General features: G+C 61.9%; 19 protein-coding genes. 9 read left to right on the forward strand and 10 right to left on the reverse strand.

Annotated features, from left to right (window positions below; translation table 11 throughout):
• Nucleotides 1–260 precede the first annotated feature (260 nt).
• Together hisD and hisC are read left to right on the forward strand one after the other, a co-directional pair.
• Nucleotides 261–1,586 (forward strand): histidinol dehydrogenase, encoded by a 1,326-nt coding sequence (hisD, locus tag BMW74_RS00300; RefSeq protein WP_093411932.1) that lies wholly within the window; start codon nt 261–263, stop codon nt 1,584–1,586.
• A gap of 2 nt (nt 1,587–1,588) precedes the next feature.
• Nucleotides 1,589–2,641, forward strand: a complete 1,053-nt coding sequence (gene hisC, locus BMW74_RS00305) for a histidinol-phosphate transaminase (protein WP_093411935.1) — start codon at nt 1,589–1,591, stop codon at nt 2,639–2,641.
• A gap of 340 nt (nt 2,642–2,981) precedes the next feature.
• Here hisC and algW read toward each other — a convergent pair whose 3' ends face one another.
• A complete protein-coding gene (gene algW, locus BMW74_RS00310) occupies nt 2,982–4,136 on the reverse strand; it encodes a Do family serine endopeptidase AlgW (protein WP_093411938.1) in 1,155 nt (384 codons plus the stop codon).
• A gap of 102 nt (nt 4,137–4,238) precedes the next feature.
• Here algW and BMW74_RS00315 point away from each other — a divergent pair, with 102 nt between their 5' ends.
• The 3 genes from BMW74_RS00315 (at nt 4,239) to cysN (ending at nt 8,079) form a co-directional block, all read left to right on the forward strand.
• Nucleotides 4,239–4,997 carry a Nif3-like dinuclear metal center hexameric protein gene (locus tag BMW74_RS00315; RefSeq protein WP_093411941.1) on the forward strand — a complete coding sequence of 253 codons (759 nt, stop codon included), beginning with the start codon at nt 4,239–4,241 and terminating at the stop codon, nt 4,995–4,997.
• A 256-nt stretch (nt 4,998–5,253) separates the two neighbouring features.
• Entirely contained in the window at nt 5,254–6,171 is a 918-nt protein-coding gene (cysD, locus tag BMW74_RS00320; protein ID WP_093411943.1) for a sulfate adenylyltransferase subunit CysD, read from the forward strand.
• A gap of 9 nt (nt 6,172–6,180) precedes the next feature.
• Complete coding sequence (gene cysN, locus BMW74_RS00325; protein ID WP_093411946.1) at nt 6,181–8,079, forward strand: sulfate adenylyltransferase subunit CysN; 1,899 nt, start codon at nt 6,181–6,183, stop codon at nt 8,077–8,079.
• A 148-nt stretch (nt 8,080–8,227) separates the two neighbouring features.
• Here the strand turns inward: cysN and BMW74_RS00330 are convergent, their stop codons facing one another.
• Genes BMW74_RS00330 through BMW74_RS00340 form a run of 3 tightly spaced genes read right to left on the reverse strand, consistent with a single transcriptional unit; the run spans nt 8,228 to nt 11,632 of the window.
• Nucleotides 8,228–9,133 carry an acyltransferase gene (locus BMW74_RS00330; protein WP_093411949.1) on the reverse strand — a complete coding sequence of 302 codons (906 nt, stop codon included), beginning with the start codon at nt 9,131–9,133 and terminating at the stop codon, nt 8,228–8,230.
• The gene (gene pta, locus BMW74_RS00335) at nt 9,134–11,233 is read right to left on the reverse strand and encodes a phosphate acetyltransferase (protein WP_093411951.1); all 2,100 of its coding nucleotides are present in this window, start codon (nt 11,231–11,233) and stop codon (nt 9,134–9,136) included.
• A 60-nt stretch (nt 11,234–11,293) separates the two neighbouring features.
• Complete coding sequence (locus BMW74_RS00340; RefSeq protein ID WP_093413394.1) at nt 11,294–11,632, reverse strand: DUF3565 domain-containing protein; 339 nt, start codon at nt 11,630–11,632, stop codon at nt 11,294–11,296.
• Between BMW74_RS00340 and BMW74_RS00345 the strand changes: the two genes are divergently transcribed.
• The 3 genes from BMW74_RS00345 (at nt 11,601) to BMW74_RS00355 (ending at nt 13,960) form a co-directional block, all read left to right on the forward strand.
• The gene (locus BMW74_RS00345; RefSeq protein ID WP_093411953.1) at nt 11,601–12,086 is read left to right on the forward strand and encodes an FKBP-type peptidyl-prolyl cis-trans isomerase; all 486 of its coding nucleotides are present in this window, start codon (nt 11,601–11,603) and stop codon (nt 12,084–12,086) included. The two genes, BMW74_RS00340 and BMW74_RS00345, sit on opposite strands and share 32 nt — an antisense overlap.
• 134 nt (nt 12,087–12,220) lie before the next feature.
• Nucleotides 12,221–12,703 carry a glutathione peroxidase gene (locus BMW74_RS00350; RefSeq protein WP_093411956.1) on the forward strand — a complete coding sequence of 161 codons (483 nt, stop codon included), beginning with the start codon at nt 12,221–12,223 and terminating at the stop codon, nt 12,701–12,703.
• A 153-nt stretch (nt 12,704–12,856) separates the two neighbouring features.
• Nucleotides 12,857–13,960, forward strand: coding sequence for an NADH:flavin oxidoreductase (locus BMW74_RS00355; RefSeq protein WP_093411959.1), 1,104 nt, complete (start codon nt 12,857–12,859; stop codon nt 13,958–13,960).
• Between the two features lie 137 nt (nt 13,961–14,097).
• On the opposite strand, the gene BMW74_RS00360 is transcribed toward BMW74_RS00355, so the two are convergent.
• Both BMW74_RS00360 and cysZ read right to left on the reverse strand, forming a co-directional pair.
• Nucleotides 14,098–15,297 (reverse strand): glycosyltransferase family 4 protein, encoded by a 1,200-nt coding sequence (locus tag BMW74_RS00360; protein ID WP_093411962.1) that lies wholly within the window; start codon nt 15,295–15,297, stop codon nt 14,098–14,100.
• Between the two features lie 39 nt (nt 15,298–15,336).
• Nucleotides 15,337–16,092, reverse strand: a complete 756-nt coding sequence (cysZ, locus tag BMW74_RS00365; RefSeq protein WP_093411965.1) for a sulfate transporter CysZ — start codon at nt 16,090–16,092, stop codon at nt 15,337–15,339.
• A gap of 316 nt (nt 16,093–16,408) precedes the next feature.
• Between cysZ and trxB the strand changes: the two genes are divergently transcribed.
• Nucleotides 16,409–17,371: a thioredoxin-disulfide reductase gene (gene trxB / locus BMW74_RS00375; protein ID WP_093411968.1), complete on the forward strand. Its 963-nt coding sequence runs from the start codon at nt 16,409–16,411 to the stop codon at nt 17,369–17,371.
• 181 nt (nt 17,372–17,552) lie between these two features.
• Here the strand turns inward: trxB and BMW74_RS00380 are convergent, their stop codons facing one another.
• The 4 genes from BMW74_RS00380 to BMW74_RS00395 all read right to left on the reverse strand — a co-directional run bounded on the left by BMW74_RS00380 (nt 17,553) and on the right by BMW74_RS00395 (nt 21,655).
• Complete coding sequence (locus tag BMW74_RS00380) at nt 17,553–18,836, reverse strand: NAD(P)/FAD-dependent oxidoreductase (protein ID WP_093411971.1); 1,284 nt, start codon at nt 18,834–18,836, stop codon at nt 17,553–17,555.
• Nucleotides 18,837–19,006: 170 nt separating this feature from the next.
• Complete coding sequence (locus tag BMW74_RS00385) at nt 19,007–19,840, reverse strand: transporter substrate-binding domain-containing protein (RefSeq protein ID WP_093411974.1); 834 nt, start codon at nt 19,838–19,840, stop codon at nt 19,007–19,009.
• A 42-nt stretch (nt 19,841–19,882) separates the two neighbouring features.
• The gene (locus BMW74_RS00390) at nt 19,883–20,611 is read right to left on the reverse strand and encodes an amino acid ABC transporter ATP-binding protein (protein ID WP_093413397.1); all 729 of its coding nucleotides are present in this window, start codon (nt 20,609–20,611) and stop codon (nt 19,883–19,885) included.
• A gap of 69 nt (nt 20,612–20,680) precedes the next feature.
• Nucleotides 20,681–21,655 carry an amino acid ABC transporter permease gene (locus BMW74_RS00395; protein WP_093411977.1) on the reverse strand — a complete coding sequence of 325 codons (975 nt, stop codon included), beginning with the start codon at nt 21,653–21,655 and terminating at the stop codon, nt 20,681–20,683.
• Nucleotides 21,656–21,771: the final 116 nt, after the last annotated feature.

The raw sequence follows: 21,771 nt of genomic DNA on the forward strand, positions 1-21,771 counted from the left end.
TTACTCCAAAAGGCAACTCCTAGCAGTAGAAGATTTTTTCTCAGCAGTAAGATATGCGCAGCGGCCTGCCTTTTGGAGCAAGGCCCTGCGGGTTGGCACTGTGGCCGCACCCTGCTGCGTTGCGGGACTCGGTAAGGAAACGCCCCTTACCTTCGTCCCGCGCCTTGCCGGGTACGACCACAGCACCAACGCGATTCGTTATTAAGCGTCAGCGCGCCTTCGGGCGCCTGAGTTTTCGCCAATCCTATGAGGCTCTCGCTATGACCGCACCGACTGCAATTCGCCGACTCAACGCTGCTGACCCGGATTTCGCGCATCATCTGGATCATCTGCTGAGCTGGGAAAGTGTGTCTGACGATTCGGTCAATCAGCGGGTGCTGGATATCATCAAGGCCGTGCGCGAGCGTGGCGATGCGGCGCTGGTCGAGTTCACCCAGCAGTTCGACGGCCTGCACGTGGCGTCCATGGCGGACCTGATCCTGCCGCGCGAGCGCCTGGAACTGGCGCTGACCCGCATCACCCCGGCCCAGCGCGAAGCCCTGGAAAAAGCCGCTGACCGCGTGCGCAGCTACCACGAGAAGCAGAAGCAGGACTCCTGGACCTACACCGAAGCCGACGGCACGGTGCTGGGCCAGAAAGTCACGCCGCTGGACCGCGCGGGCCTGTATGTGCCCGGTGGCAAGGCGTCCTATCCTTCATCGGTACTGATGAATGCGATCCCGGCCAAGGTGGCGGGCGTGGCCGAGGTGGTCATGGTCGTACCGACCCCGCGGGGTGAACTCAACGAGTTGGTCCTGGCCGCGGCGTGCATCGCGGGCGTCGACCGAGTGTTCACCATCGGTGGTGCACAAGCGGTGGCGGCGTTGGCCTATGGCACCGAAAGCGTGCCGAAGGTCGACAAGGTGGTGGGGCCGGGCAACATCTATGTCGCCACTGCCAAGCGCCACGTGTTTGGCCAAGTCGGCATCGACATGATCGCCGGCCCGTCGGAAATCCTCGTGGTCTGCGATGGCCAGACCGACCCGGACTGGATCGCCATGGACCTGTTCTCCCAGGCCGAGCACGACGAAGACGCGCAAGCGATCCTGGTCAGCCCCGATGCCGAGTTCCTCGACAAGGTGGCCGCGAGCATCGCCAAGTTGCTGCCGACCATGGAGCGGGCCGAGATCATCGAGACCTCGATCAACGGTCGTGGCGCGCTGATCCAGGTGCGCGACATGCAGCAGGCCATCGACGTAGCCAACCGCATCGCCCCGGAGCACCTGGAGTTGTCGGTCGCCGATCCACAAGCCTGGCTGCCGCAGATTCGCCACGCCGGCGCGATCTTCATGGGGCGCCACACGTCCGAGGCCCTGGGCGACTACTGCGCTGGTCCCAACCACGTGTTGCCGACCTCTGGCACGGCGCGTTTCTCCTCGCCGCTGGGGGTGTACGACTTCCAGAAGCGTTCGTCGATCATTTTCTGCTCCGAGGCGGGTGCTTCCGAGCTGGGCAAGACGGCCTCCGTGCTGGCCCGTGGCGAGTCGTTGACCGCCCACGCCCGTAGCGCCGAGTACCGCATCGTTGCCGATAAAGAGGGGAACTGAGCATGAGTAAATTCTGGAGCCCGTTCGTCAAGGACCTGGTGCCGTACGTGCCGGGCGAGCAGCCGAAATTGACGAAGCTGGTCAAACTCAACACCAACGAAAACCCCTACGGTCCATCGCCCAAGGCGTTGGCGGCGATGCAGGTCGAACTCAACGACAACCTGCGCCTGTACCCGGATCCCAACAGTGACCTGCTCAAGCAGGCGGTGGCCGAGTACTACGGCGTGCAGGGCAACCAGGTGTTCCTGGGCAATGGCTCGGATGAAGTGCTGGCGCATATTTTCCACGGCTTGTTCCAGCACAGCCAGCCACTGCTGTTCCCGGACATCAGCTACAGCTTTTATCCGGTGTACTGCGGCTTGTATGGGATCGCCTCGCAGGCGGTGCCGCTGGACGCGCAGTTCCAGATCAACCCGGCCGACTACGCCCGGCCAAACGGCGGGATCATCTTCCCCAACCCGAACGCCCCGACGGGCTGCCTGTTGGCGCTGGAGGCGGTCGAGCAGATCCTCAAGGCCAGCCCTGACTCGGTGGTGGTGGTGGATGAGGCGTACATCGACTTTGGCGGTGAAACCGCGATCAGCCTGGTGGACCGTTATCCGAACCTGTTGGTGACCCAGACATTGTCCAAGTCACGCTCGCTGGCCGGTTTGCGGGTTGGCCTGGCGGTGGGGCACGCGGATTTGATCGAGGCGCTGGAGCGGATCAAGAACAGCTTCAACTCTTACCCGCTCGATCGCTTGGCGATTGTCGGTGCGGCGGCGGCGTTTGCTGATCGCGAGTATTTCGATACGACCTGTCAGAAGGTGATCGATAGCCGAGAGCGGGTGGTTGGGCAGTTGCGGGAGAAGGGTTTTGAGGTGCTGCCATCGGCTGCCAACTTCATCTTTGCCCGGCACCCGTTGCATGATGCGGCAGCCTTGGCGGCGAAGTTGCGTGAGCAAGGGGTGATCGTGCGTCACTTCAAGCAGGCGCGGATCGCTCAGTTTCTGCGGATCAGTATTGGTACGCCGGAGCAGAACCAGGCGCTGATCGATGGGCTTGGCGACCTTTAAAACGCTGCTTAACCTGTGGGGGGGCGAGCCTGACAGCCGGCAATCCCTTGTGGGAGCAACTGTCTTAGCCATGCCGCTCGTCACCGCCATTGCGAGCAGAAATCTGGGTTGAGCCCGTAGGAGCGAGGCTTGCCCGCAAACCGGCCAGTCCATCCAACATCAATGTCGTCAGGTTTACCGCCTTCGCGGGCAAGCCTCGCTCCTACAAGGAATTGAGCTGCCCCCGGATGTGTGTTCGCCGTGGACCAGGGTGGGAGCTGGCTTGCCGGCGAAGGCGGTAGATCAGCCGACCAGGATGTTGCTCATGCCGGCCTCTTCGCGAGCAGGCTCGCTTCCATGCTTACTCGGCTTCTTTGACTGGCGCAGGCGGTGGGCGTAAGCCGACTTCTGCGGTGAGTTTGAGTTCCTTGCCATTGCGCATGACTTGAATCGTGACCTTGTCAGTGGGCTTGATTCGCGCCACTTGGTTCATTGAGCGACGGCCATCGTCGGCCGGTTCGCCGTCAATGCTGAGGATCACGTCGCCCAGTTGCAGGCCGGCTTTCTGTGCCGGGCCATCGCGGAAGATCCCTGCCACCACGATCCCGGGCCGTCCCGAGAGGCCAAACGATTCCGCCAGTTCCTGGCTCAACGACTGTACTTCGATGCCCAGCCAGCCACGGATCACCTGGCCGTGTTCGATGATCGACTTCATCACTTCCATCGCCAGTTTGATCGGGATCGCAAAGCCGATGCCCTGGGAGCCGCCGGACTTGGAGAAGATCGCGGTGTTGATCCCGGTCAGGTTGCCGTTGGCATCCACCAGCGCGCCGCCGGAGTTGCCTGGGTTGATCGCCGCGTCTGTCTGAATGAAGTCTTCGTAGTTGTTCAGGCCCAACTGGTTACGCCCGGTGGCGCTGATGATGCCCATGGTCACGGTCTGGCCGACGCCAAACGGGTTGCCGATGGCCAGGGCAACGTCGCCGACCCGGACACTCTCGGAGCGGCCGATGGTGATCGAGGGCAGATTCTTCAGGTCGATCTTCAGCACCGCCAGGTCGGTTTCCGGGTCGCTGCCGATGACCCGCGCCAGGGTTTCGCGGCCGTCCTTGAGCGCGACCACGATCTGGTCGGCGCCAGCGGTCACATGGTTGTTGGTCAGCAGGTAGCCTTCCGGGCTCATGATCACGCCGGAGCCCAGGCTTGATTCCATCCGTTTTTGCTTGGGCGCGTTATCGCCGAAGAAACGGCGGAACTGTGGGTCTTCAAACAACGGATGGGGGTTTTTGTTGACCACCTTGGTGGTGTACAGGTTGACCACCGCCGGTGCGGCGATGACCACGGCGTCCGCGTAGGACACCGGCCCTTGCTGGGTCAGCGTGGTTTGCGGGGCTTGTTGCAGGTTGACATCCAGGCTCGGCAGCCCGACCCATTGCGGGTAGCGCTGGATAATCAGCAACGCAATCAACACGCCGGCCAGCAGCGGCCAGCCAAAAAAACGCAGACCCTTGAGCATTGAGTAAATCCCGGGAGGTTACGAAGGGCCAACGACGGCCCATAATGGCGCGCATTATACGAGGCCACGCGCGCCTCTGGATGGGATATTTAGGAGTCTTTGATGGCCGTTGCCTTGAGCACCCTGGTAGAAGAAGCAGATCGTTATCTGGCCAGTGCGAAGATCGCCGACTATTGCCCCAATGGCCTGCAAGTCGAGGGCCGGCCGCAGGTCATGCGTATCGTCAGCGGCGTGACGGCCAGCCAAGCCTTGCTCGACGCCGCCGTCGAAGCCAAGGCCGATTTGGTACTGGTCCATCACGGTTATTTCTGGAAGGGCGAGAACCCCTGCGTCACCGGCATGAAGCAGCGTCGGCTCAAGACCCTGCTCAAGCACGACATCAGCCTCCTGGCCTACCACCTGCCGCTGGACCTGCACCCGGAGGTTGGCAACAACGTGCAGTTGGCCCGGCAATTGGACATTACCGTCGAAGGCCCGCTGGACCCGGACAACCTCAAGGTCGTGGGGCTGGTGGGTTCCCTGGCCGAACCCATGACCGCGCGTGATTTTGCCCGCCATGTGCAGGCGGTCATGGGGCGCGAGCCCCTGTTGATCGAAGGCAGCCAGATGATCCGCCGCGTCGGCTGGTGCACCGGGGGTGGCCAGGGTTACATCGACCAGGCGGTGCAGGCCGGCGTCGACCTGTACCTCAGTGGCGAAGCCAGCGAGCAAACCTTCCACAGTGCCCGGGAAAACGACATCAGCTTTATCGCCGCCGGCCACCACGCCACCGAGCGTTACGGCGTACAGGCGCTGGGGGACTACCTGGCGCGCCGGTTTGCCCTGGAGCACATCTTCATCGACTGCCCGAATCCGATCTGACGCCGGCTCAATTCCTTGTGGGAGCGAGCCTGCTCGCGAAGAGGGCGTGTCAGTCGCGACACCAGCGTCTGACACACGGCTTTCGCCGGCAAGCCGGTCTCGCTCCCACAAAGGGCTGTGGTGCTCAATCAGGCTGGTATATCCATATACCCTTTCGATCTAGATGGCGCGCTGATTAGAAGCAGGGCGCTATGCTAGGATTCCTCGCTCGAACACGGCCCGCTGGCCGTTCATAAGAAAGTTCTCGTGAGTAGCCATGGTCGACAAACTGACGCATCTGAAACAGCTGGAGGCGGAAAGCATCCACATCATCCGCGAGGTGGCCGCCGAGTTCGACAACCCGGTGATGCTGTACTCCATCGGTAAAGACTCCGCCGTGATGCTGCACCTGGCACGCAAGGCGTTCTTCCCGGGCAAGTTGCCGTTTCCGGTGATGCACGTCGACACCCAGTGGAAGTTCCAGGAGATGTACCGCTTTCGCGACAAGATGGTCGCCGAGCTGGGCCTGGACCTGATTACCCACGTCAACCCGGACGGCGTGGCGCAAGGGATCAATCCCTTCACCCACGGCAGTGCCAAGCACACCGACATCATGAAGACCGAAGGCCTGAAACAAGCCTTGGACAAATATGGCTTCGATGCCGCCTTCGGCGGTGCGCGTCGCGATGAAGAGAAATCCCGCGCCAAGGAGCGCGTCTACTCGTTCCGCGACAGCAAGCACCGCTGGGACCCGAAAAACCAGCGCCCGGAGTTGTGGAACGTCTACAACGGCCGCGTCAACAAGGGCGAGTCGATCCGCGTGTTCCCGCTGTCGAACTGGACCGAGCTGGACATCTGGCAATACATCTACTTGGAAGGCATTCCGATTGTCCCGCTGTACTTCGCCGCCGAGCGTGAAGTCATCGAGAAGAACGGCACGCTGATCATGATCGACGACGAGCGCATCCTCGAACACCTGAGCGATGAAGACAAAGCCCGCATCGTCAAAAAGAAAGTGCGGTTCCGTACCCTTGGTTGCTACCCGTTGACGGGCGCGGTGGAGTCCGAGGCGGAAAGCCTGACGGACATCATTCAGGAAATGCTCCTGACGCGAACTTCCGAGCGCCAGGGCCGAGTCATCGATCACGATGGCGCCGGCTCCATGGAAGATAAAAAACGTCAGGGTTATTTCTAAGGGGTTGTCATGTCGCACGTATCTGATTTGATCAGCGAGGACATCCTCGCCTACCTGGGCCAGCACGAACGCAAAGAGCTGCTGCGCTTTCTGACTTGCGGTAACGTCGACGACGGCAAGAGCACCCTGATCGGGCGCCTGCTGCACGACTCCAAGATGATCTACGAAGACCATCTGGAAGCCATTACCCGCGATTCGAAAAAAGTCGGCACGACGGGCGATGATATCGACCTGGCGTTGCTGGTCGATGGCCTGCAAGCCGAGCGCGAGCAAGGCATCACTATTGATGTTGCGTACCGCTACTTCTCCACCGCCAAGCGCAAATTCATCATTGCCGACACCCCTGGCCATGAGCAGTACACCCGCAACATGGCCACCGGTGCCTCGACCTGTGACCTGGCGATCATCCTGGTCGATGCGCGCTACGGCGTGCAGACCCAGACCCGTCGCCACAGCTTCATCGCCTCGTTGCTGGGCATCAAGCACATCGTGGTGGCCATCAACAAGATGGACCTCAAGGACTTCGACCAAGGCGTGTTCGAGTCGATCAAGGCCGACTACCTGAAGTTCGCCGAGGGCCTGAAGATGAAGGCCACCAGCATGCACTTCGTGCCAATGTCGGCCCTCAAGGGCGACAACGTGGTGAACAAGTCCGAGCGCTCGCCGTGGTACACCGGCCAGTCGCTGATGGAAATCCTCGAAACCGTGGAAGTGGCGGGTGACCGCAACTTCACCGACCTGCGGTTCCCGGTGCAGTATGTCAATCGTCCGAACCTCAATTTCCGGGGCTTCGCCGGCACCCTGGCCAGCGGCATCGTCAAGAAGGGCGACGAGGTCGTGGTGTTGCCGTCGGGCAAGAGCAGCCGGGTGAAATCCATCGTCACCTTCGAAGGTGAACTGGAGCACGCCGGTCCGGGCCAGGCCGTGACCCTGACCATGGAAGACGAAATCGATATCTCCCGTGGCGACCTGTTGGTGCATGCCGACAGTGTGCCGCCGGTGACCGACACCTTCGAAGCCATGTTGGTGTGGATGGCCGAAGAGCCGATGCTGCCGGGCAAGAAGTACGACATCAAGCGTGCGACCAGCTACGTCCCGGGCTCCATCGCCAGCATCGTCAACAAGGTCGATGTGAATACCCTGGAAGAAGGTCCGGCCAGCGCGTTGCAGTTGAACGAGATCGGCAAGGTCAAGATCGTGCTCGATGCGCCGATTGCCCTCGACGGCTACGAAAGCAATCGCACCACGGGCTCGTTCATCATCATCGATCGCCTGACCAACGGCACCGTCGGCGCCGGCATGATCGTCGCCCAGCCGGTGACTCACGGCAGCAGCCTGCACCACGGCAACCTGGCCCACGTGGCCACGGAAGAGCGCGTCCAGCGCTTCGGCCAGCAACCGGCGACCGTGCTGTTCAGCGGTCTGTCGGGCGCAGGCAAGAGCACCCTGGCCTACGCGGTCGAGCGCAAGTTGTTCGACATGGGCCGTGCGGTGTTCGTACTCGATGGCCAGAACCTTCGTCACGACCTGAACAAGGGGTTGCCACAGGACCGCGCCGGGCGTACCGAGAACTGGCGTCGTGCCGCACACGTGGCGCGCCAGTTCAACGAAGCCGGGCTGCTGACCCTGGCGGCGTTCGTCGCCCCGGATGCCGAAGGCCGCGAGCAGGCCAAGGCACTGATTGGTGCCGATCGCCTGCTGACCGTCTACGTCCAGGCTTCTCCGCTGGTGTGCGCCGAGCGTGATCCGCAAGGGCTGTACGCCGCCGGTGGCGACAACATCCCGGGAGAGTCCTTCCCGTACGACGTGCCACAGGGCGCCGACCTGGTGATCGACACCCAGGCCTTGTCGGTGGAGGAGAGCGTCAAGCAGGTGCTGGAACTGTTGCGTCAGCGCGAGCTGATCTAAACGCCGACCGGCAATGAAAAACCCGCCGATGAGTGATCATCGGCGGGTTTTTTGTGTTCTTCAGATGACCTTCGCGAGCAGGCTCGCTCCCACGAAGGTGAGATTATCTCTTGGCCTCTGTGGGCGCGAGCCTGCTCGCGAAGAGGCTTCAAGACTTGCCCGGATACTCCCGATGCATCTGCCCCAGCAATGCATCCTTATCCAGCCACAGCTGGTTGATCCAGCCCTGGAACGCCAGGCGGTACTCAGCATCCTGTTCGTAGTTGCGGCCAATGAACTGCGCCGGAATCGGCACCTCTTCAAAGTGCACCACCACGTCCTGCACGTTGCCGCACAGCAAGTCCCAGAAACCGGGGCGCCCGGCAGGGTAGTGGATGGTCACGTTCACCAGTGACTTCAACTGCTCGCCCATGGCATCGAGCACAAAGGCGATGCCGCCGGCCTTGGGCTTGAGCAGGTACTTGAAGGGCGATTGCTGCTGGGCCTGTTTGCCCTCGGTAAAGCGTGTGCCTTCGGCGAAGTTGAAGATGCCCACCGGGTTGTTGCGAAACTTCGCACAGGTCTTGCGTGTGGTTTCCAGGTCCTTGCCTTTCTTCTCCGGGTGTTTTTCGAGGTACGCCTTGGAGTAGCGCTTCATGAACGGGAATCCGAGTGCCCACCAGGCCAGGCCGATGACCGGGACCCAGATCAGCTCTTGCTTGAGAAAGAACTTCAGCGGGCGAATCTTTCGGTTCAGCACGTACTGCAACACCATGATGTCGACCCAGCTCTGGTGGTTGCTGGTCACCAGGTAGGAGTGCTGGTAGTCCAGGCCATCGAGGCCGGTCAGGTGCCAGCGGGTGCGGCAGACCAGTTTCATCCAGGCGTTGTTGTTGCTGATCCACGCCTCGTGGGTGTGGTTCATCAGCCAGGCGGTGAAGCGCTGGGTCAGCGCGAACGGCAAGGCTTTGAACAGCGCCACGATGAACAGGAACGAACACAGCAACAGGGTATTCAACGCCAGCAACAGCGAAGCGATCACGCCGCGCAGGGCGGCAGGTAGGAATTCCAGCATTTAGATATCCACAGGTCGGTTGGCGGCTTGGATCGCGGTCAACGCGATGGTGTAGACGATGTCATCGACTTGAGCGCCGCGCGGCAAGTCATTCACCGGTTTGCGCAGGCCTTGCAGCATCGGGCCGAGGCTGACGCAGTCGGCGCTGCGCTGCACGGCCTTGTGCGTGGTGTTGCCGGTGTTCAGGTCAGGGAAGATGAACACAGTCGCACGCCCGGCCACCTGGCTGTTGGGCGCCAGTTGCCGCGCGACCGCTTCGTTGGCCGCCGCGTCGTATTGCAACGGACCGTCGATCAACAGCGAGTTTTGCGCTTCGTGGGCGAGCAAGGTGGCTTCGCGGACCTTTTCCACCTCTTCGCCACTGGCCGAATCACCACTGGAGTAGCTGAGCATCGCCACCCGTGGCGTGATGCCGAACGCGGCGGCCGAGTCGGCGCTTTGCAGGGCGATCTCGGCCAGTTCGGCGGCGCTGGGGTGCGGGTTCATGATGCAGTCGCCGTAGACCAGCACCTCCTCGGGGAACAGCATGAAGAACACCGAAGACACCAAGGTACAGCCCGGTGCGGTCTTGATCAGTTGCAGGGCCGGGCGGATGGTGTTGGCGGTGGAGTGAATGACCCCGGACACCAGCCCGTCCACTTCATCCAGCGCCAGCATCATGGTGCCGATCACCACCGGGTCTTCCAGTTGCTGCTCGGCCATCGGCGCATTGAGGCTCTTGGTCTTGCGCAGGGCCACCATCGGCTCGACGTAGCGCCCGCGGATCAGGTCCGGGTCGAGAATCTCCAGCCCCGGTGGCAACTCGATGCCTTGGGCACGGGCCACGGCTTCAACGTCGGCCGGCTTGGCCAGCAACACGCAGCGGGCAATGCCACGGGCCTGGCAGATGGCGGCTGCCTGCACGGTCAACGGCTCGCTGCCTTCGGGGAGCACGATGCGCTTGTTGGCGGCCTGGGCTCGCTGGATCAACTGATAGCGGAACACCGCCGGCGACAGGCGCATTTCTCGCGGGGTGCCGCAGCGCTGGTGCAGCCACTTGGCGTCCAGGTGGCTGGCGACGAAGTCGGTGATGATTTCCGCTCGTTCGCGGTCGTCGATCGGGATTTCCTTGTTCAGGCCATTCAACTGGTTGGCGGTGTCGTAGGAGCCGCTGCTCACCGACAGCACCGGCAGGCCGGCCTGCAGGGCGCCGCGGCACAGGTCCATGATCCGTGGGTCGGGCAGGGTGTCGCTGGTCAGCAGCAGGCCGGCCAGTGGTACGCCGTTGAGGGCGGCCAGGCTGACGGCGAGGATAATGTCGTCGCGATCACCGGGGGTCACCACCAGCACGCCGGGCTTGAGCAGTTCCACGGTGTTGCGCATGGTGCGGGCGCAAATGATGATCTTGGTCATGCGCCGGGTTTCATAGTCGCCGGCGTTGAGCACCTGGGCGCCCATCAGGTCGGCCACGTCGCGGGTCCGCGGGGCGTTCAGTTCCGGCTGGAACGGAATGCAGCCCAGCAGGCGGAAGTCGCCACTGCGCAGCAACGGTGAATGTTCCTTCAGGCGGGCGGCGAAGGCCTCCATGGTTTCGTCGGTCTTGACCTTGTTGAGGATCACGCCGAGCACCTTGGGGTCCTTGGGGCCGCCAAACAGCTGGGCTTGCAACTCGACCCGGCCAGACAGCTCGGTAAGCACTTCGTTTTCCGGTGCCGAAACCAGGATCACCTCGGCGTCCAGGCTCTTGGCCAGGTGCAGGTTGACCCGGGCGGCATAGCTGGCGCTGCGGGTGGGGACCATGCCTTCGACGATCAGCACGTCCTTGCCGACGGACACCTGTTGATACAGGGTGATGATTTCTTCCAGCAGCTCATCGAGCTGGCCGTCGCCGAGCATCCGCTCGACATGGGCCAGGCCCAGTGGTTGCGGTGGCTTGAGGCCGTGGGTTCGGGCCACCAGTTCGGTGGAGCGCTCCGGCCCGGTGTCGCCAGGGTGCGGCTGGGCAATGGGCTTGAAGAAGCCGACCTTCAGACCGGCTCGCTCAAGGGTCCGCACCAGCCCGAGGCTGATGGACGTCAGACCCACACCAAAATCGGTGGGTGCAATAAAAAAAGTTTGCATGCGGATTCTCTGGTGGTGCATGGCAACGGCATTGGCCTATGGCTGACCTTCTACCGGATATCAGGCACCAAGGTTATCGCTAACGGAGCCTTGAGCGCACCAACCACAGTCAAAGGGTTGGCCTATTTTTTCAAGGCGTTGCGCGGGGTCCATGACCCAGTCCCGGGATTGCCAGGGTGGCTGGTGGCGCAGGTGTTGGGTATGGCCACAGGACAGCTCGACCACCCAGTGCCCGTCCTCATCCTGATGGAAACCGAGGATTGTCGAAGCGTTCGCCTCGGGCCGTTTGTCCGGGTTCTGTTCGCTTTCGGGCGTTTGCTTCGCTAAACTTGCCCATTCTAAATTCTTATGCAAAAGGTCTCGCCCCATGCTGATCGCCGCCAATAAGGCTGTCTCCATCGACTATACCCTGACCAACGACGCTGGTGAGGTCATCGACAGCTCCGCCGGCGGCGCGCCGCTGGTCTACCTGCAAGGCGCAGGCAACATCATCCCGGGCCTGGAAAAAGCCCTCGAAGGCCAAGCCGTCGGCGCTGAGCTGAAGGTCTGCGTTGAGCCAGAAGATGCTTATGGCGAGTACGCTGCCGAACTGGTCAGCACCCTGAGCCGCAGCATGTTCGAAGGTGTCGATGAGCTGGAAGTTGGCATGCAGTTTCACGCTTCCGCGCCAGACGGCCAAATGCAAATCGTCACCATCCGTGACCTGGACGGCGACGACGTGACCGTTGACGGCAACCACCCGTTGGCCGGCCAGCGCTTGACCTTCGACGTCAAAATCGTTGCGATCCGCGACGCCAGCGAAGAAGAAATCGCCCATGGTCACGTCCATGGCGAAGGTGGTCATCACCACTGATTTGTGCGCTAAGCTCAGATAACTGGAGAGGCGCCCGAGCGGCGCCTTTTTAGTCGGCGAAAGATGCTGCTCGCCTGGATTCTGTACGGTTGAAAGGCTGTTTCGAGAAAAACACGGGATATTTGGAGTTCGTCATGAGTGCTTTTCACGACCTTACATTAAAAGCGTTGGATGGCCAGGCATTGCCTCTGGCACCTTTCAACGGGCAGGTGGTGCTGGTGGTCAACGTCGCCTCCAAATGTGGGTTGACCCCACAGTACGCGGCTCTGGAAAACCTCTATCAGCAATACAAGGATCAAGGCTTCAGCGTGCTGGGATTGCCCTGCAACCAGTTTGCCGGGCAGGAACCGGGCTCTGAGGATGAGATCAAGACGTTCTGCAGCCTTAACTATGGCGTGACCTTTCCGTTGTCCAGCAAGCTGGACGTCAACGGCCATGATCGTCATCAGCTCTACCGCCTGCTGGCGGGCGAGGGCGCCGAGTTCCCGGGTGACATTACCTGGAACTTCGAGAAGTTCCTGCTGGGCAAGGACGGTCGCGTACTGGCACGGTTCTCGCCGCGCACCGCACCCGATGATCCGACGATCGTTCAGGCCATCGAAAAAGCGTTGAGCTGATCTCCCCTTTGTGGGCGCCCGGCGTGCTGGCGATAGCCCATTGGGCGCCCACAGACTTTTAAGCCTTAATCAATCAAATCAATAGTGCTGTGCATCGCGGCGCGCGCTCCATATTATCGCCGTCATAAATGACGCGTCCCCGTGGAGTGACCCATGCCTGTAAAAGCCTTGTTCAAACCGTTCAACCTCGGCGGCCTGGCGTTGCCAAGTCGTGTGGTGATGGCGCCGATGACCCGTTCGTTTTCCCCGGGTGGCGTACCGAATTCGAAAGTGATCGAGTACTACCGCCGTCGCGCGGCGGCCGGCGTGGGCTTGATCATCACCGAGGGCACGACCGTGGCGCATAAGGCGTCCAACGGTTATCCGAACGTCCCGCACTTCTACGGCGAAGCGGCCTTGGCCGGCTGGAAAAAAGTGGTCGATGCCGTGCACGCCGAGGGTGGCAAGATCGTGCCCCAGTTGTGGCACGTCGGCAGCGTGCGGCGTATCGGCACTGAGCCGGATGCCACGGTGCCCGGCTACGGACCCTCGGAGAAAACCAAGGACGGCCAGGTCGTGGTGCACGGCATGACCCACCAAGACATCCAGGACGTGATCGCCGCGTTCGCCCAGGCCGCCAAGGATGCACAACGCATCGGCATGGATGGCGTGGAGATCCACGGCGCCCACGGCTACCTGGTGGACCAGTTCTTCTGGGAGGGCAGCAACCAGCGCACTGACGAATATGGCGGGAGCCTGGCCAATCGCTCGCGGTTTGCCATCGAGCTGATCCAGGCGGTGCGCGCGGCAGTCGGCGAAGGGTTCCCGATCATCTTGCGTTTCTCCCAGTGGAAGCAGCAGGACTACACGGCGCGCCTGGTACAGACCCCTGAGGCACTGGGCGAATTTCTCCAGCCGTTGTCGGACGCGGGGGTGGACATTTTCCATTGCTCGACACGCCGTTTCTGGGAGCCTGAGTTCGAGGGTTCGCCTCTGAACCTGGCGGGCTGGACCCGCAAGCTGACCGGCAAACCGACCATTACCGTCGGCAGCGTCGGATTGGACGGCGAGTTCCTTCAATTCATGGTCAACACCGACAAAGTCGCACAGCCGGCCAGCCTGGAGAACCTGCTGGAGCGCCTGAACAACGAGGAGTTCGACCTGGTGGCGGTGGGGCGTGCGTTGCTGGTCGACCCGGATTGGGCACAAAAAGTGCGCGATGGCCGTGAAGAGGACATCCAGGCGTTCAGTCGCGAGGCGTTGATGACGCTGGTGTAAGCGCGCGGTCAGCTAGGGCCTTTTCGCGAGCGGGCTCGCTCCCACAGAGGTCGCAGGCGTAGGCACTTTCTATGTCACGACGAAGGACCTTGTGGGAGCGAGCCTGCTCGCGAAGGCGGTGTCAGCCACACCGGAGATCAGCTTGAGGTGGCCGCATCGGCGAGCACCTGCTCCCCGGTACAGGCCCCGCGCAAATGTCCCTCGAATTGTTCGATGATCGTCCCCCAGCCTTGTCGGCTGGCGTGCTGGCGGGCGTTGAGTCGAATGCAGCGCAAGGTCTCCGCTTCTTCCAGCAGCCAACCGGCCGCCTCGCAGAACGCTTGTTCATCCCCCGGCATCGCCGACACACCGGTGTAACCGTGGCGAATGTGCTGCGCGGCGGCCGCCTGGTCGTAGGCCACCACCCCCAGGCCAGACGCCAGCGCCTCCAGCACCACGTTGCCGAAGGTTTCAGTCAGGCTGGGAAACACGAACACATCCCCCGAGGCATAGTGGCAGGCCAGGGCTTCGCCCCGCTGTGCGCCGCAGAAGATGGCGTCGGGCAGGGACTGTTCCAGGGCGGCGCGCTGCGGTCCGTCACCGACCACGATCAGCTTCATCCGGCGCTGTGGATAAGTCGATTGCAAGTGCTGGAAGCACCGTTTGAGCAGCCCGAGGTTTTTTTCCGGGGCGAGCCGGCCGACGTGGATGACCGCCGTATCCTCGCTCCCCAACCCCCAGCTTTCACGTAAAGCGGGCAGGCGTTTGGCCGGGTTGAACAGTTGGCTGTCCACCCCCCGGGACAGCAAGGCCAGGCGCTCGAAGTGCCGGCGCTCCAACTCCAGTTGCTGGCTGGCACTGGGCACCAGGGTCAGTTGCGAGCGGTTGTGGAACCCGCGCAGGTAGTGGGTCAGCAACCGGGTCAACAGCCCGAGGCCATATAGGTTGGAATACTGCTGGAAGTTGGTGTGAAACCCGCTGACCACGGCAATTCCCAGGCGCCGGGCGGCACGCAGGGCAGACAAGCCCAAAGGCCCTTCGGTGGCGATGTACAGCACGTCCGGGCGCTGCTGCTGCCAGCGCCTGAGGAAGGTGTGCATCGACGACTGGCCCCATTGCAGCCCCGGATACCCCGGCAGTGGCCAGCCACGGCACAGCAGCAGTTCAGCACCGCCGCTGATGGCCAGGTCGCCGTCCTGGCGCGGTCGCACCAGCTCGACGTGATGCCCGCGCGCGCGCAGGCCGTCGCACAGGCGGCCAAGGGTGTTGGCCACGCCGTTGATTTCCGGAGGGAAGGTTTCGGTGATCAGGCTGATATGCAGGGCTGTCGTCATGACCTCAGTGTCGGCTGAGGCCATGTCGTCATTGTGGCAGTTGGATGATGGATCTGTGACGGCTCAGCCGTGTTTGGCGGCGAGTGCCTCCGCGCCGCGTTCGCGTACCCAGAACAAGGTTGCGCCGGCCACGGCGGCGGGCATCATCAGGATGTTGAGCACCGGGATCAGCAGCACCAGATAGACGATCCCGCCAAAACTCATGCTCTGCCAGCGCTTCGCGCGCAGCCAGGCGAGCATCTCGTTCCAGCCCAGCTTGTGGTTGTCGGCCGGGTAGTCGATGTACTGGATTGCCATCATCCACACCCCAAAAATCAACCACAGGGGGGCGGCGATCAGGTTGACCACCGGGATGAACGAGAGAATGAACAACGCCAGTGCCCGGGGCAGGAAATAACCGAGCTTGCGCATTTCCCGGGCCAGGGTACGCGGGACCATGGCGGCCAGTTCACCCCAGCTGAAGGCCGGGAAATCATCGGTGCCACGCACCACGACTTCGACTTTCTCGGCGAGAAATCCGTTGAACGGGGCGGCGATCACGTTGGCCAGCATCGTGAAGGTGAAAAACACCATCAACGCCACCAGCACCACGAACAGCGGCCACAACACGTAGTTGAGAAAGCTCAGCCAGCCCGGCAGGGACGGCATCAGGGTGTTGACCCAGAGGCTGAACTGATGACCGGCCAGGTAGATCAAGCCGACGAACAGCACCAGGTTGATGGCCAGTGGCAACAGGACAAACAGGCGCAGGCCAGGGCTCAAGACCAGCTTGAGGCCTTCGCGCAGGTATTGCGGGCCAGACAGAACGGGGGCGGGCATAGGGTGCTCCGGGCAATGGGGGAAACCGCGCCGACCTTACCGACTTTGCCTGGCAGGCGAAAGCGTGGTGCAAGTATCGACATTAACTGTAACAAAGGCGCCGATAAATCAGCCGCTTGGGGATAGAGACCGCCTATGAGCTGGATTGTTAAACCGTATTTCCTTAATCTTCGCCTCCTCGATAAGCTGCACCCATTATTTTTCAGGGCTGTCCCATCAAGGCGCGTCCCCACGTGCCGGTGCGGTCCATTTTTAATTCCAGCCGGTTTCCGGCATTCCGCGCCAGGTGGTACCGGCCGGTCGATAGGAGTTCGTCATGTCTGATGTACGTCATTCGCGAGTGATTATTCTCGGTTCCGGCCCTGCCGGTTACAGCGCTGCCGTCTATGCTGCCCGCGCCAACCTCAAGCCGCTACTGATCACCGGCATGCAGGCTGGCGGTCAATTGACCACCACCACCGAAGTCGACAACTGGCCAGGCGACGTCCACGGCTTGACCGGCCCGGCGCTGATGGAGCGGATGAAAGAGCACGCCGAGCGTTTCGAGACCGAAATCGTGTTCGACCACATCAACGCCGTCGACTTCGCCGCCAAGCCTTACACCCTGACCGGTGACAACGGCACCTACACCTGTGACGCGCTGATCATTGCCACCGGCGCCAGCGCCCGCTACTTGGGCCTGCCGTCGGAAGAAGCGTTCATGGGCAAAGGCGTGTCGGCCTGCGCCACCTGCGACGGTTTCTTCTATCGCAACAAGCCGGTCGCCGTAGTCGGTGGCGGCAACACCGCCGTGGAAGAAGCACTGTACCTGGCCAACATCGCCAGCACCGTGACCCTGGTTCATCGCCGTGAAACCTTCCGCGCCGAGAAGATCCTGATCGACAAGCTGAACGCCCGTGTGGCCGAAGGCAAGATCATCCTCAAGCTCAATGCCACCCTGGACGAAGTCCTGGGCGATAACATGGGTGTGACCGGCGCACGCTTGAAGAACAACGACGGCAGCTTCGACGAGTTGACCGTCGACGGCGTGTTCATCGCCATCGGCCACACGCCGAACACCTCGCTGTTCGAAGGTCAGTTGACCCTCAAGGACGGTTACCTGGTGGTGCAGGGCGGCCGTGACGGCAATGCCACCGCAACCAGCCTCGAAGGCATCTTTGCCGCAGGCGACGTGGCTGACCACGTGTACCGCCAGGCAATCACCTCGGCCGGCGCCGGCTGCATGGCCGCACTGGACGCCGAGCGTTACCTGGACAACCTGCAGAGCGCCAAGTCCTGAGGGCGTTGAAGTCCAAGCGTCGGCTGCAGGCGGTGTGAACAGATAGCTGTCGCAGCTGAGCCAAAGAAAATGCCCGTATCGAAAGATGCGGGCATTTTTTATGCGCGCTACAGGGGGGTGTATGGCCAGCAAGCGTCTCGGGTTTTAGGCGATAGCTGTTTGCCGGTCTTCCTGGCCTGAATCAGCCGCGCAGGCGTTCCTGTACGAAGTCCATGACCTTCAACGACTGATAGATGGCGTTGGCGGCGACGCGCCCGAATGGACCGCCATTCCAGTCCAGCAAGTACGGCTTGAACCGTTCATGGCGGGCACTCTCCCCGCAGACCGCCTCGGCGATGACCCGGCCACCAATCGAGCCGGTGTTCAGGCCGTGGCCGCCAAATGACGTGCAGGCCCAGACACCCGGCTCCAGCAATCCGAGGTTGGGCATCTTGTTGGTGGAATAGCCCATCAGCCCGGACCAGGCCAGTTCGATGTTCACGTTGGCCAGTTGCGGATAGACCGCGACCATGTCGGCCTTGAGCATGGCGGCCAGGGTCTGTTCGTCCTGTTCGTTGCGGGTGGTGATGCGTCCTCCCCACAGCAGGCGGTCGCCTTCGACAACGCGGTAGTAGTCCGAGGCCCGGCGGTCGTCGGAGAATGCGGCGCCTGAATCCAGGACGGTTTTGATGGCGTCACCCAAGTGCTCCGTCAGCACCACGTAGGTGGCGATGGGCAGGTAGGCCCGGCTGAGCTTTTGCAGTTCCGGGCCGCCGTAGCCGCCCGCGCAGAACACCAGGTCCTGACAGCGCACACTGCCCTGAGCGGTGGTGACGATCTTGTCGGCGCCCTCACGGTGCCAGGCGAGCATTTTCGACTGTTCGAATATTCGGCCACCCGCGGCTTCAATCGCCAGGGCCAGGCCCAGGCAGTAATTGAGCGGGTGAAAGTGCAGGGCATTGGGGTCTTCGACACCCTGGAAGTAGCGCAAGGTGTGGGCGCGCTCACGGACCTGCGGGGTGTCGAGGAAGTTGAGTTCATAGCCGAAGTCGCGGCGCATGGTGTCGATGTGGGCTTTCACGCCCGCCCTGTCGTCGTAGCGCTTGACCCGAATCGTGCCGGCAGAGGGCGCACAACCGCTCAGGGCCAGTTCGGTGATGTTGCGCCGCACGATCTCTACACCTTCGGCGGACATTTGGAACAGCGTCCTGGCGTGTTCCAGCCCGAGCTTTTTACGAATCGCCCCAGAACCTTGCGCCCAGCCTGGCGAGACCACGCCGCCGTTGCGCCCGGATGCGCCCCAGGCCACGTGCTGGGCGTCGAGGATGATCACGCGTTTGCCGCGCTGGCTTAGCTCCAGTGCGGCCGTGAGGCCCGCGATACCTGCGCCGATGATGCAGACGTCGCAGTGCTCATGGCTGTTCAGGGCGGGTCTGGCGGCGCGCGGCACTGAGGTTTGGGAGTACCAGGTGGTGGGAAAGGACATGCTCAATCCTTGGGAAGTGACGGCATCTGCTGTGGATGGGGGCAAACCGCGATGCCGGATAGGTACGCGGTCCGTGGGCGCGAGCCGGCTCGCGAAAACGGTATTGCCTTCAGCCTCGAAGTTGGCTGATCTACCGTCTTCGCGAGCAAGCTCGCTCCTACAGGGAAGGGTTACTTGACCGTCGAGTAGTCGACGCCATACCACTTGGTCGACAGTTTGGTCAGGGTGCCGTCCTTGTGCATGTCGGTGATGATTTCACCGAGCTTGGCCTTCAGTTCCGGATCACCCTTGTCGGTGGCAATCGCCAGCGGTTCGTAGAACACCACGTCGTTGTCGATGGCGCGCAGTGGGTAGTTTTTCTTGATGGCCGCCTCCAGCGTACTTTGCTGGGTCAGGATGGCGTCCAGGCGCACACCATCACCCAGGCGCAGGTCGTCCAGCGGCGCGAGCGATCCGGAATAGGTTTTCATTTTCCCGGCCTTGACGTCGTAGGTAACGGGCGGCACGTCCGTGGTTTCGATGGCGAGTTTCTCGTTGAGGTAGTCCTCGGAGGTGGTGCCGCCTTCGACGCCGATGGTCTTGCCGTTGAGCGCCTTGTGATCGGTGAGTTTGGAGTCCTTGTGCACCGCGAACACGTAAGGCACGTAGTAGTAAGTGGCGGGGAAGTCGAGGATCCGCGCGCGGCTCTGGGTCGCGGTCATCGAACCCACGGACATGTCCCAGCGCCCGTTCCACTTGCCGGCGGTGATCACGTCCCAGTCCGGGGTAATGAACTTGACCTCGACGCCCAGGCGCTTGGCGATCTCCTTGGAGACGTCGATGTCGAAGCCATCGATTTCATTCTTGTCGTTGATGAAGCCTTGCGGTGGCCAGATCGCCGAGGTCGCGACGGTCATGGTCTTGGTGTCCTGGATCTTGTCCAGCACGGCCCCGGCATTGGCGGCGCCGACGAACAGCAGTGACATCGTGGCGGCGAGGGTAATCACGCGTGTGGTTCTGAGCATGTCTATCTCCGAGTCTCGTTATAGTTATGGGGGACAGCGTTTTCAGTGACCGATGATCTGCGACAGAAACTTCTGCGCCCGTTCGGTCTGTGGGTTGTTGAAGAATTCGGCGGGGGTGGCCTGTTCAATCACCTGGCCCTGGTCCATGAACAGCACGCGGTCAGCGACCTTGCTGGCAAAGCCCATTTCGTGGGTCACGCAAATCATGGTCATGCCGTCGGTGGCCAACTCGCCCATCACGTCCAGCACTTCGTGGACCATTTCCGGGTCCAGCGCCGAGGTGGGCTCGTCGAACAGCATCACCTTGGGGTTCATGCACAGCGCCCGGGCAATCGCGACACGCTGTTGCTGGCCTCCGGATAACTGGGCCGGGTACTTGTCGGCGTGCTCGGCAATGCGCACCCGTTGCAGGTACACCAGGGCGCGCTTTTGCGCTTCGGCGCTCGATAGGCCCAGGACCAGTTGTGGCGCCAGGGTCAGGTTGTCCATCACGCTCAAGTGCGGGAACAGGTTGAAGCTCTGGAACACCATGCCGATTTCCTGGCGCACGGCATGCACACTTTCCGCTTCGCTGGTCAGGGTGATGCCGTTGACCTGGATGTGGCCTTTCTGGAAGCTCTCCAGGTGATTGATGCAGCGAATCATCGTCGACTTGCCCGAGCCGGACGGCCCGCACACCACCAGGATTTCCCCGGTGGCCACGCGCAAGTCGACGTCGCGCAAGGCGTGGAAGTTGCCGTACCACTTGTTCAGTCCGGCAATGGAAATCATCGTCGGGCTGGCTTCGGGAAGAGACGCCAGGTCGATTCGTTCAGCGGTATTGGTCCGAGTCATCAGGTCTCAACCCCTTGCAGTGGAGCGGTTGACCCGCTTTTCGATACGCGCCTGGACCCGTTCGAGGATGAACGACAGCGCCCAGTAAATCATCGCGGCGGTGATCAGCATCTCCAGGTGACGGAAGTCGGCGCGGCCTTGGGTCTTGGCCAGGTACATCAGCTCCCAGACGCCGATCACCGAGACCAACGAGCTGTCCTTGAGCATGGCGATGAACTGGTTGCCGGTCGGCGGAATGATCACGCGCAAGGCTTGCGGCATGATCACCCGGCTCAGGGTCTTGAATGGACTGATGTTCAGCGCCCGTGAGGCTTCCCACTGGCCGACCGGAATACTCTGGATGCCCGCGCGGAAGATCTCGGTCATGTAGGCGCCGTAGCACAGGGACAGCGCCAGGATGCCGGCCGGCACGGCGTCGACCACGTAACCCAGTTGCGGCAGCCCCAGGTAAATCAGGTAGATCTGGATCAGCAGCGGCACGCCGCGAAAGAACGAGGTGTAGAACGAGGCCAGGGCATTGGCCAGGCCGTTGTTCGACAGCTTGGCCACCGCGCCGATCAAGGCCAGCACGAAGGCAATCACGATCGCCACGGCGGAGATGTACAAGGTCGTGGCGGCGCCCTGGATGATCAGGAAGCCGACCTTGTCATAGATGAAGCTGTAGGAGAGGTCGAAGGTGTCGAAGAAGGCCAGGAACAGGATCATCAACTCGATCCAGACCACGGTGGTCTGCACCTTGAGCCGCAAGCGCCCAAGCACGTGGAAGTTCAGGGTGCCGAAGACGGCAATCGCCAGGCCGATGGCAATGTTGCGGGCGGTCAGGCTGTCGGGGGTGTTGCCCAGCAGCGGGTGCAGGACATGGCTGAGGGCGCTGTTACCCAGGTTCATCAGGTAGGCCGCGATGAACAGCACGACGGCTACACCGAGCAGGAACCGAGGGTCGTTGGACTTTTTCTTATAAATTATATTGTCGTGATACATGCAGGCCTCGGTGGAGAGTGGGTGGTGGGTATTGATCTCTCTGGATGGAAGGGGAGGTGGTTCAGTTCTACGGGGCCGAGCCAGGGACGGCAAGCGAACATAATTCACTATGTCAG

Source organism: Pseudomonas sp. ok272 (assembly GCF_900109995.1).
In the GTDB taxonomy this organism is placed as follows: domain Bacteria; phylum Pseudomonadota; class Gammaproteobacteria; order Pseudomonadales; family Pseudomonadaceae; genus Aquipseudomonas.

Excerpts from the sequence above, each read along its gene's own strand:
- hisD (WP_093411932.1), top strand. The coding sequence starts at position 261 with ATGACCGCACCGACTGCAATTCGCCGACTCAACGCTGCTGACCCGGAT.
- hisC (WP_093411935.1), top strand. The coding sequence starts at position 1,589 with ATGAGTAAATTCTGGAGCCCGTTCGTCAAGGACCTGGTGCCGTACGTG.
- algW (WP_093411938.1), bottom strand. The coding sequence starts at position 4,136 with ATGCTCAAGGGTCTGCGTTTTTTTGGCTGGCCGCTGCTGGCCGGCGTG.
- BMW74_RS00315 (WP_093411941.1), top strand. The coding sequence starts at position 4,239 with ATGGCCGTTGCCTTGAGCACCCTGGTAGAAGAAGCAGATCGTTATCTG.
- cysD (WP_093411943.1), top strand. The coding sequence starts at position 5,254 with ATGGTCGACAAACTGACGCATCTGAAACAGCTGGAGGCGGAAAGCATC.
- cysN (WP_093411946.1), top strand. The coding sequence starts at position 6,181 with ATGTCGCACGTATCTGATTTGATCAGCGAGGACATCCTCGCCTACCTG.
- BMW74_RS00330 (WP_093411949.1), bottom strand. The coding sequence starts at position 9,133 with ATGCTGGAATTCCTACCTGCCGCCCTGCGCGGCGTGATCGCTTCGCTG.
- pta (WP_093411951.1), bottom strand. The coding sequence starts at position 11,233 with ATGCAAACTTTTTTTATTGCACCCACCGATTTTGGTGTGGGTCTGACG.
- BMW74_RS00345 (WP_093411953.1), top strand. The coding sequence starts at position 11,601 with ATGCTGATCGCCGCCAATAAGGCTGTCTCCATCGACTATACCCTGACC.
- BMW74_RS00340 (WP_093413394.1), bottom strand. The coding sequence starts at position 11,632 with ATGGAGACAGCCTTATTGGCGGCGATCAGCATGGGGCGAGACCTTTTG.
- BMW74_RS00350 (WP_093411956.1), top strand. The coding sequence starts at position 12,221 with ATGAGTGCTTTTCACGACCTTACATTAAAAGCGTTGGATGGCCAGGCA.
- BMW74_RS00355 (WP_093411959.1), top strand. The coding sequence starts at position 12,857 with ATGCCTGTAAAAGCCTTGTTCAAACCGTTCAACCTCGGCGGCCTGGCG.
- BMW74_RS00360 (WP_093411962.1), bottom strand. The coding sequence starts at position 15,297 with ATGGCCTCAGCCGACACTGAGGTCATGACGACAGCCCTGCATATCAGC.
- cysZ (WP_093411965.1), bottom strand. The coding sequence starts at position 16,092 with ATGCCCGCCCCCGTTCTGTCTGGCCCGCAATACCTGCGCGAAGGCCTC.
- trxB (WP_093411968.1), top strand. The coding sequence starts at position 16,409 with ATGTCTGATGTACGTCATTCGCGAGTGATTATTCTCGGTTCCGGCCCT.
- BMW74_RS00380 (WP_093411971.1), bottom strand. The coding sequence starts at position 18,836 with ATGTCCTTTCCCACCACCTGGTACTCCCAAACCTCAGTGCCGCGCGCC.
- BMW74_RS00385 (WP_093411974.1), bottom strand. The coding sequence starts at position 19,840 with ATGCTCAGAACCACACGCGTGATTACCCTCGCCGCCACGATGTCACTG.
- BMW74_RS00390 (WP_093413397.1), bottom strand. The coding sequence starts at position 20,611 with ATGATTTCCATTGCCGGACTGAACAAGTGGTACGGCAACTTCCACGCC.
- BMW74_RS00395 (WP_093411977.1), bottom strand. The coding sequence starts at position 21,655 with ATGTATCACGACAATATAATTTATAAGAAAAAGTCCAACGACCCTCGG.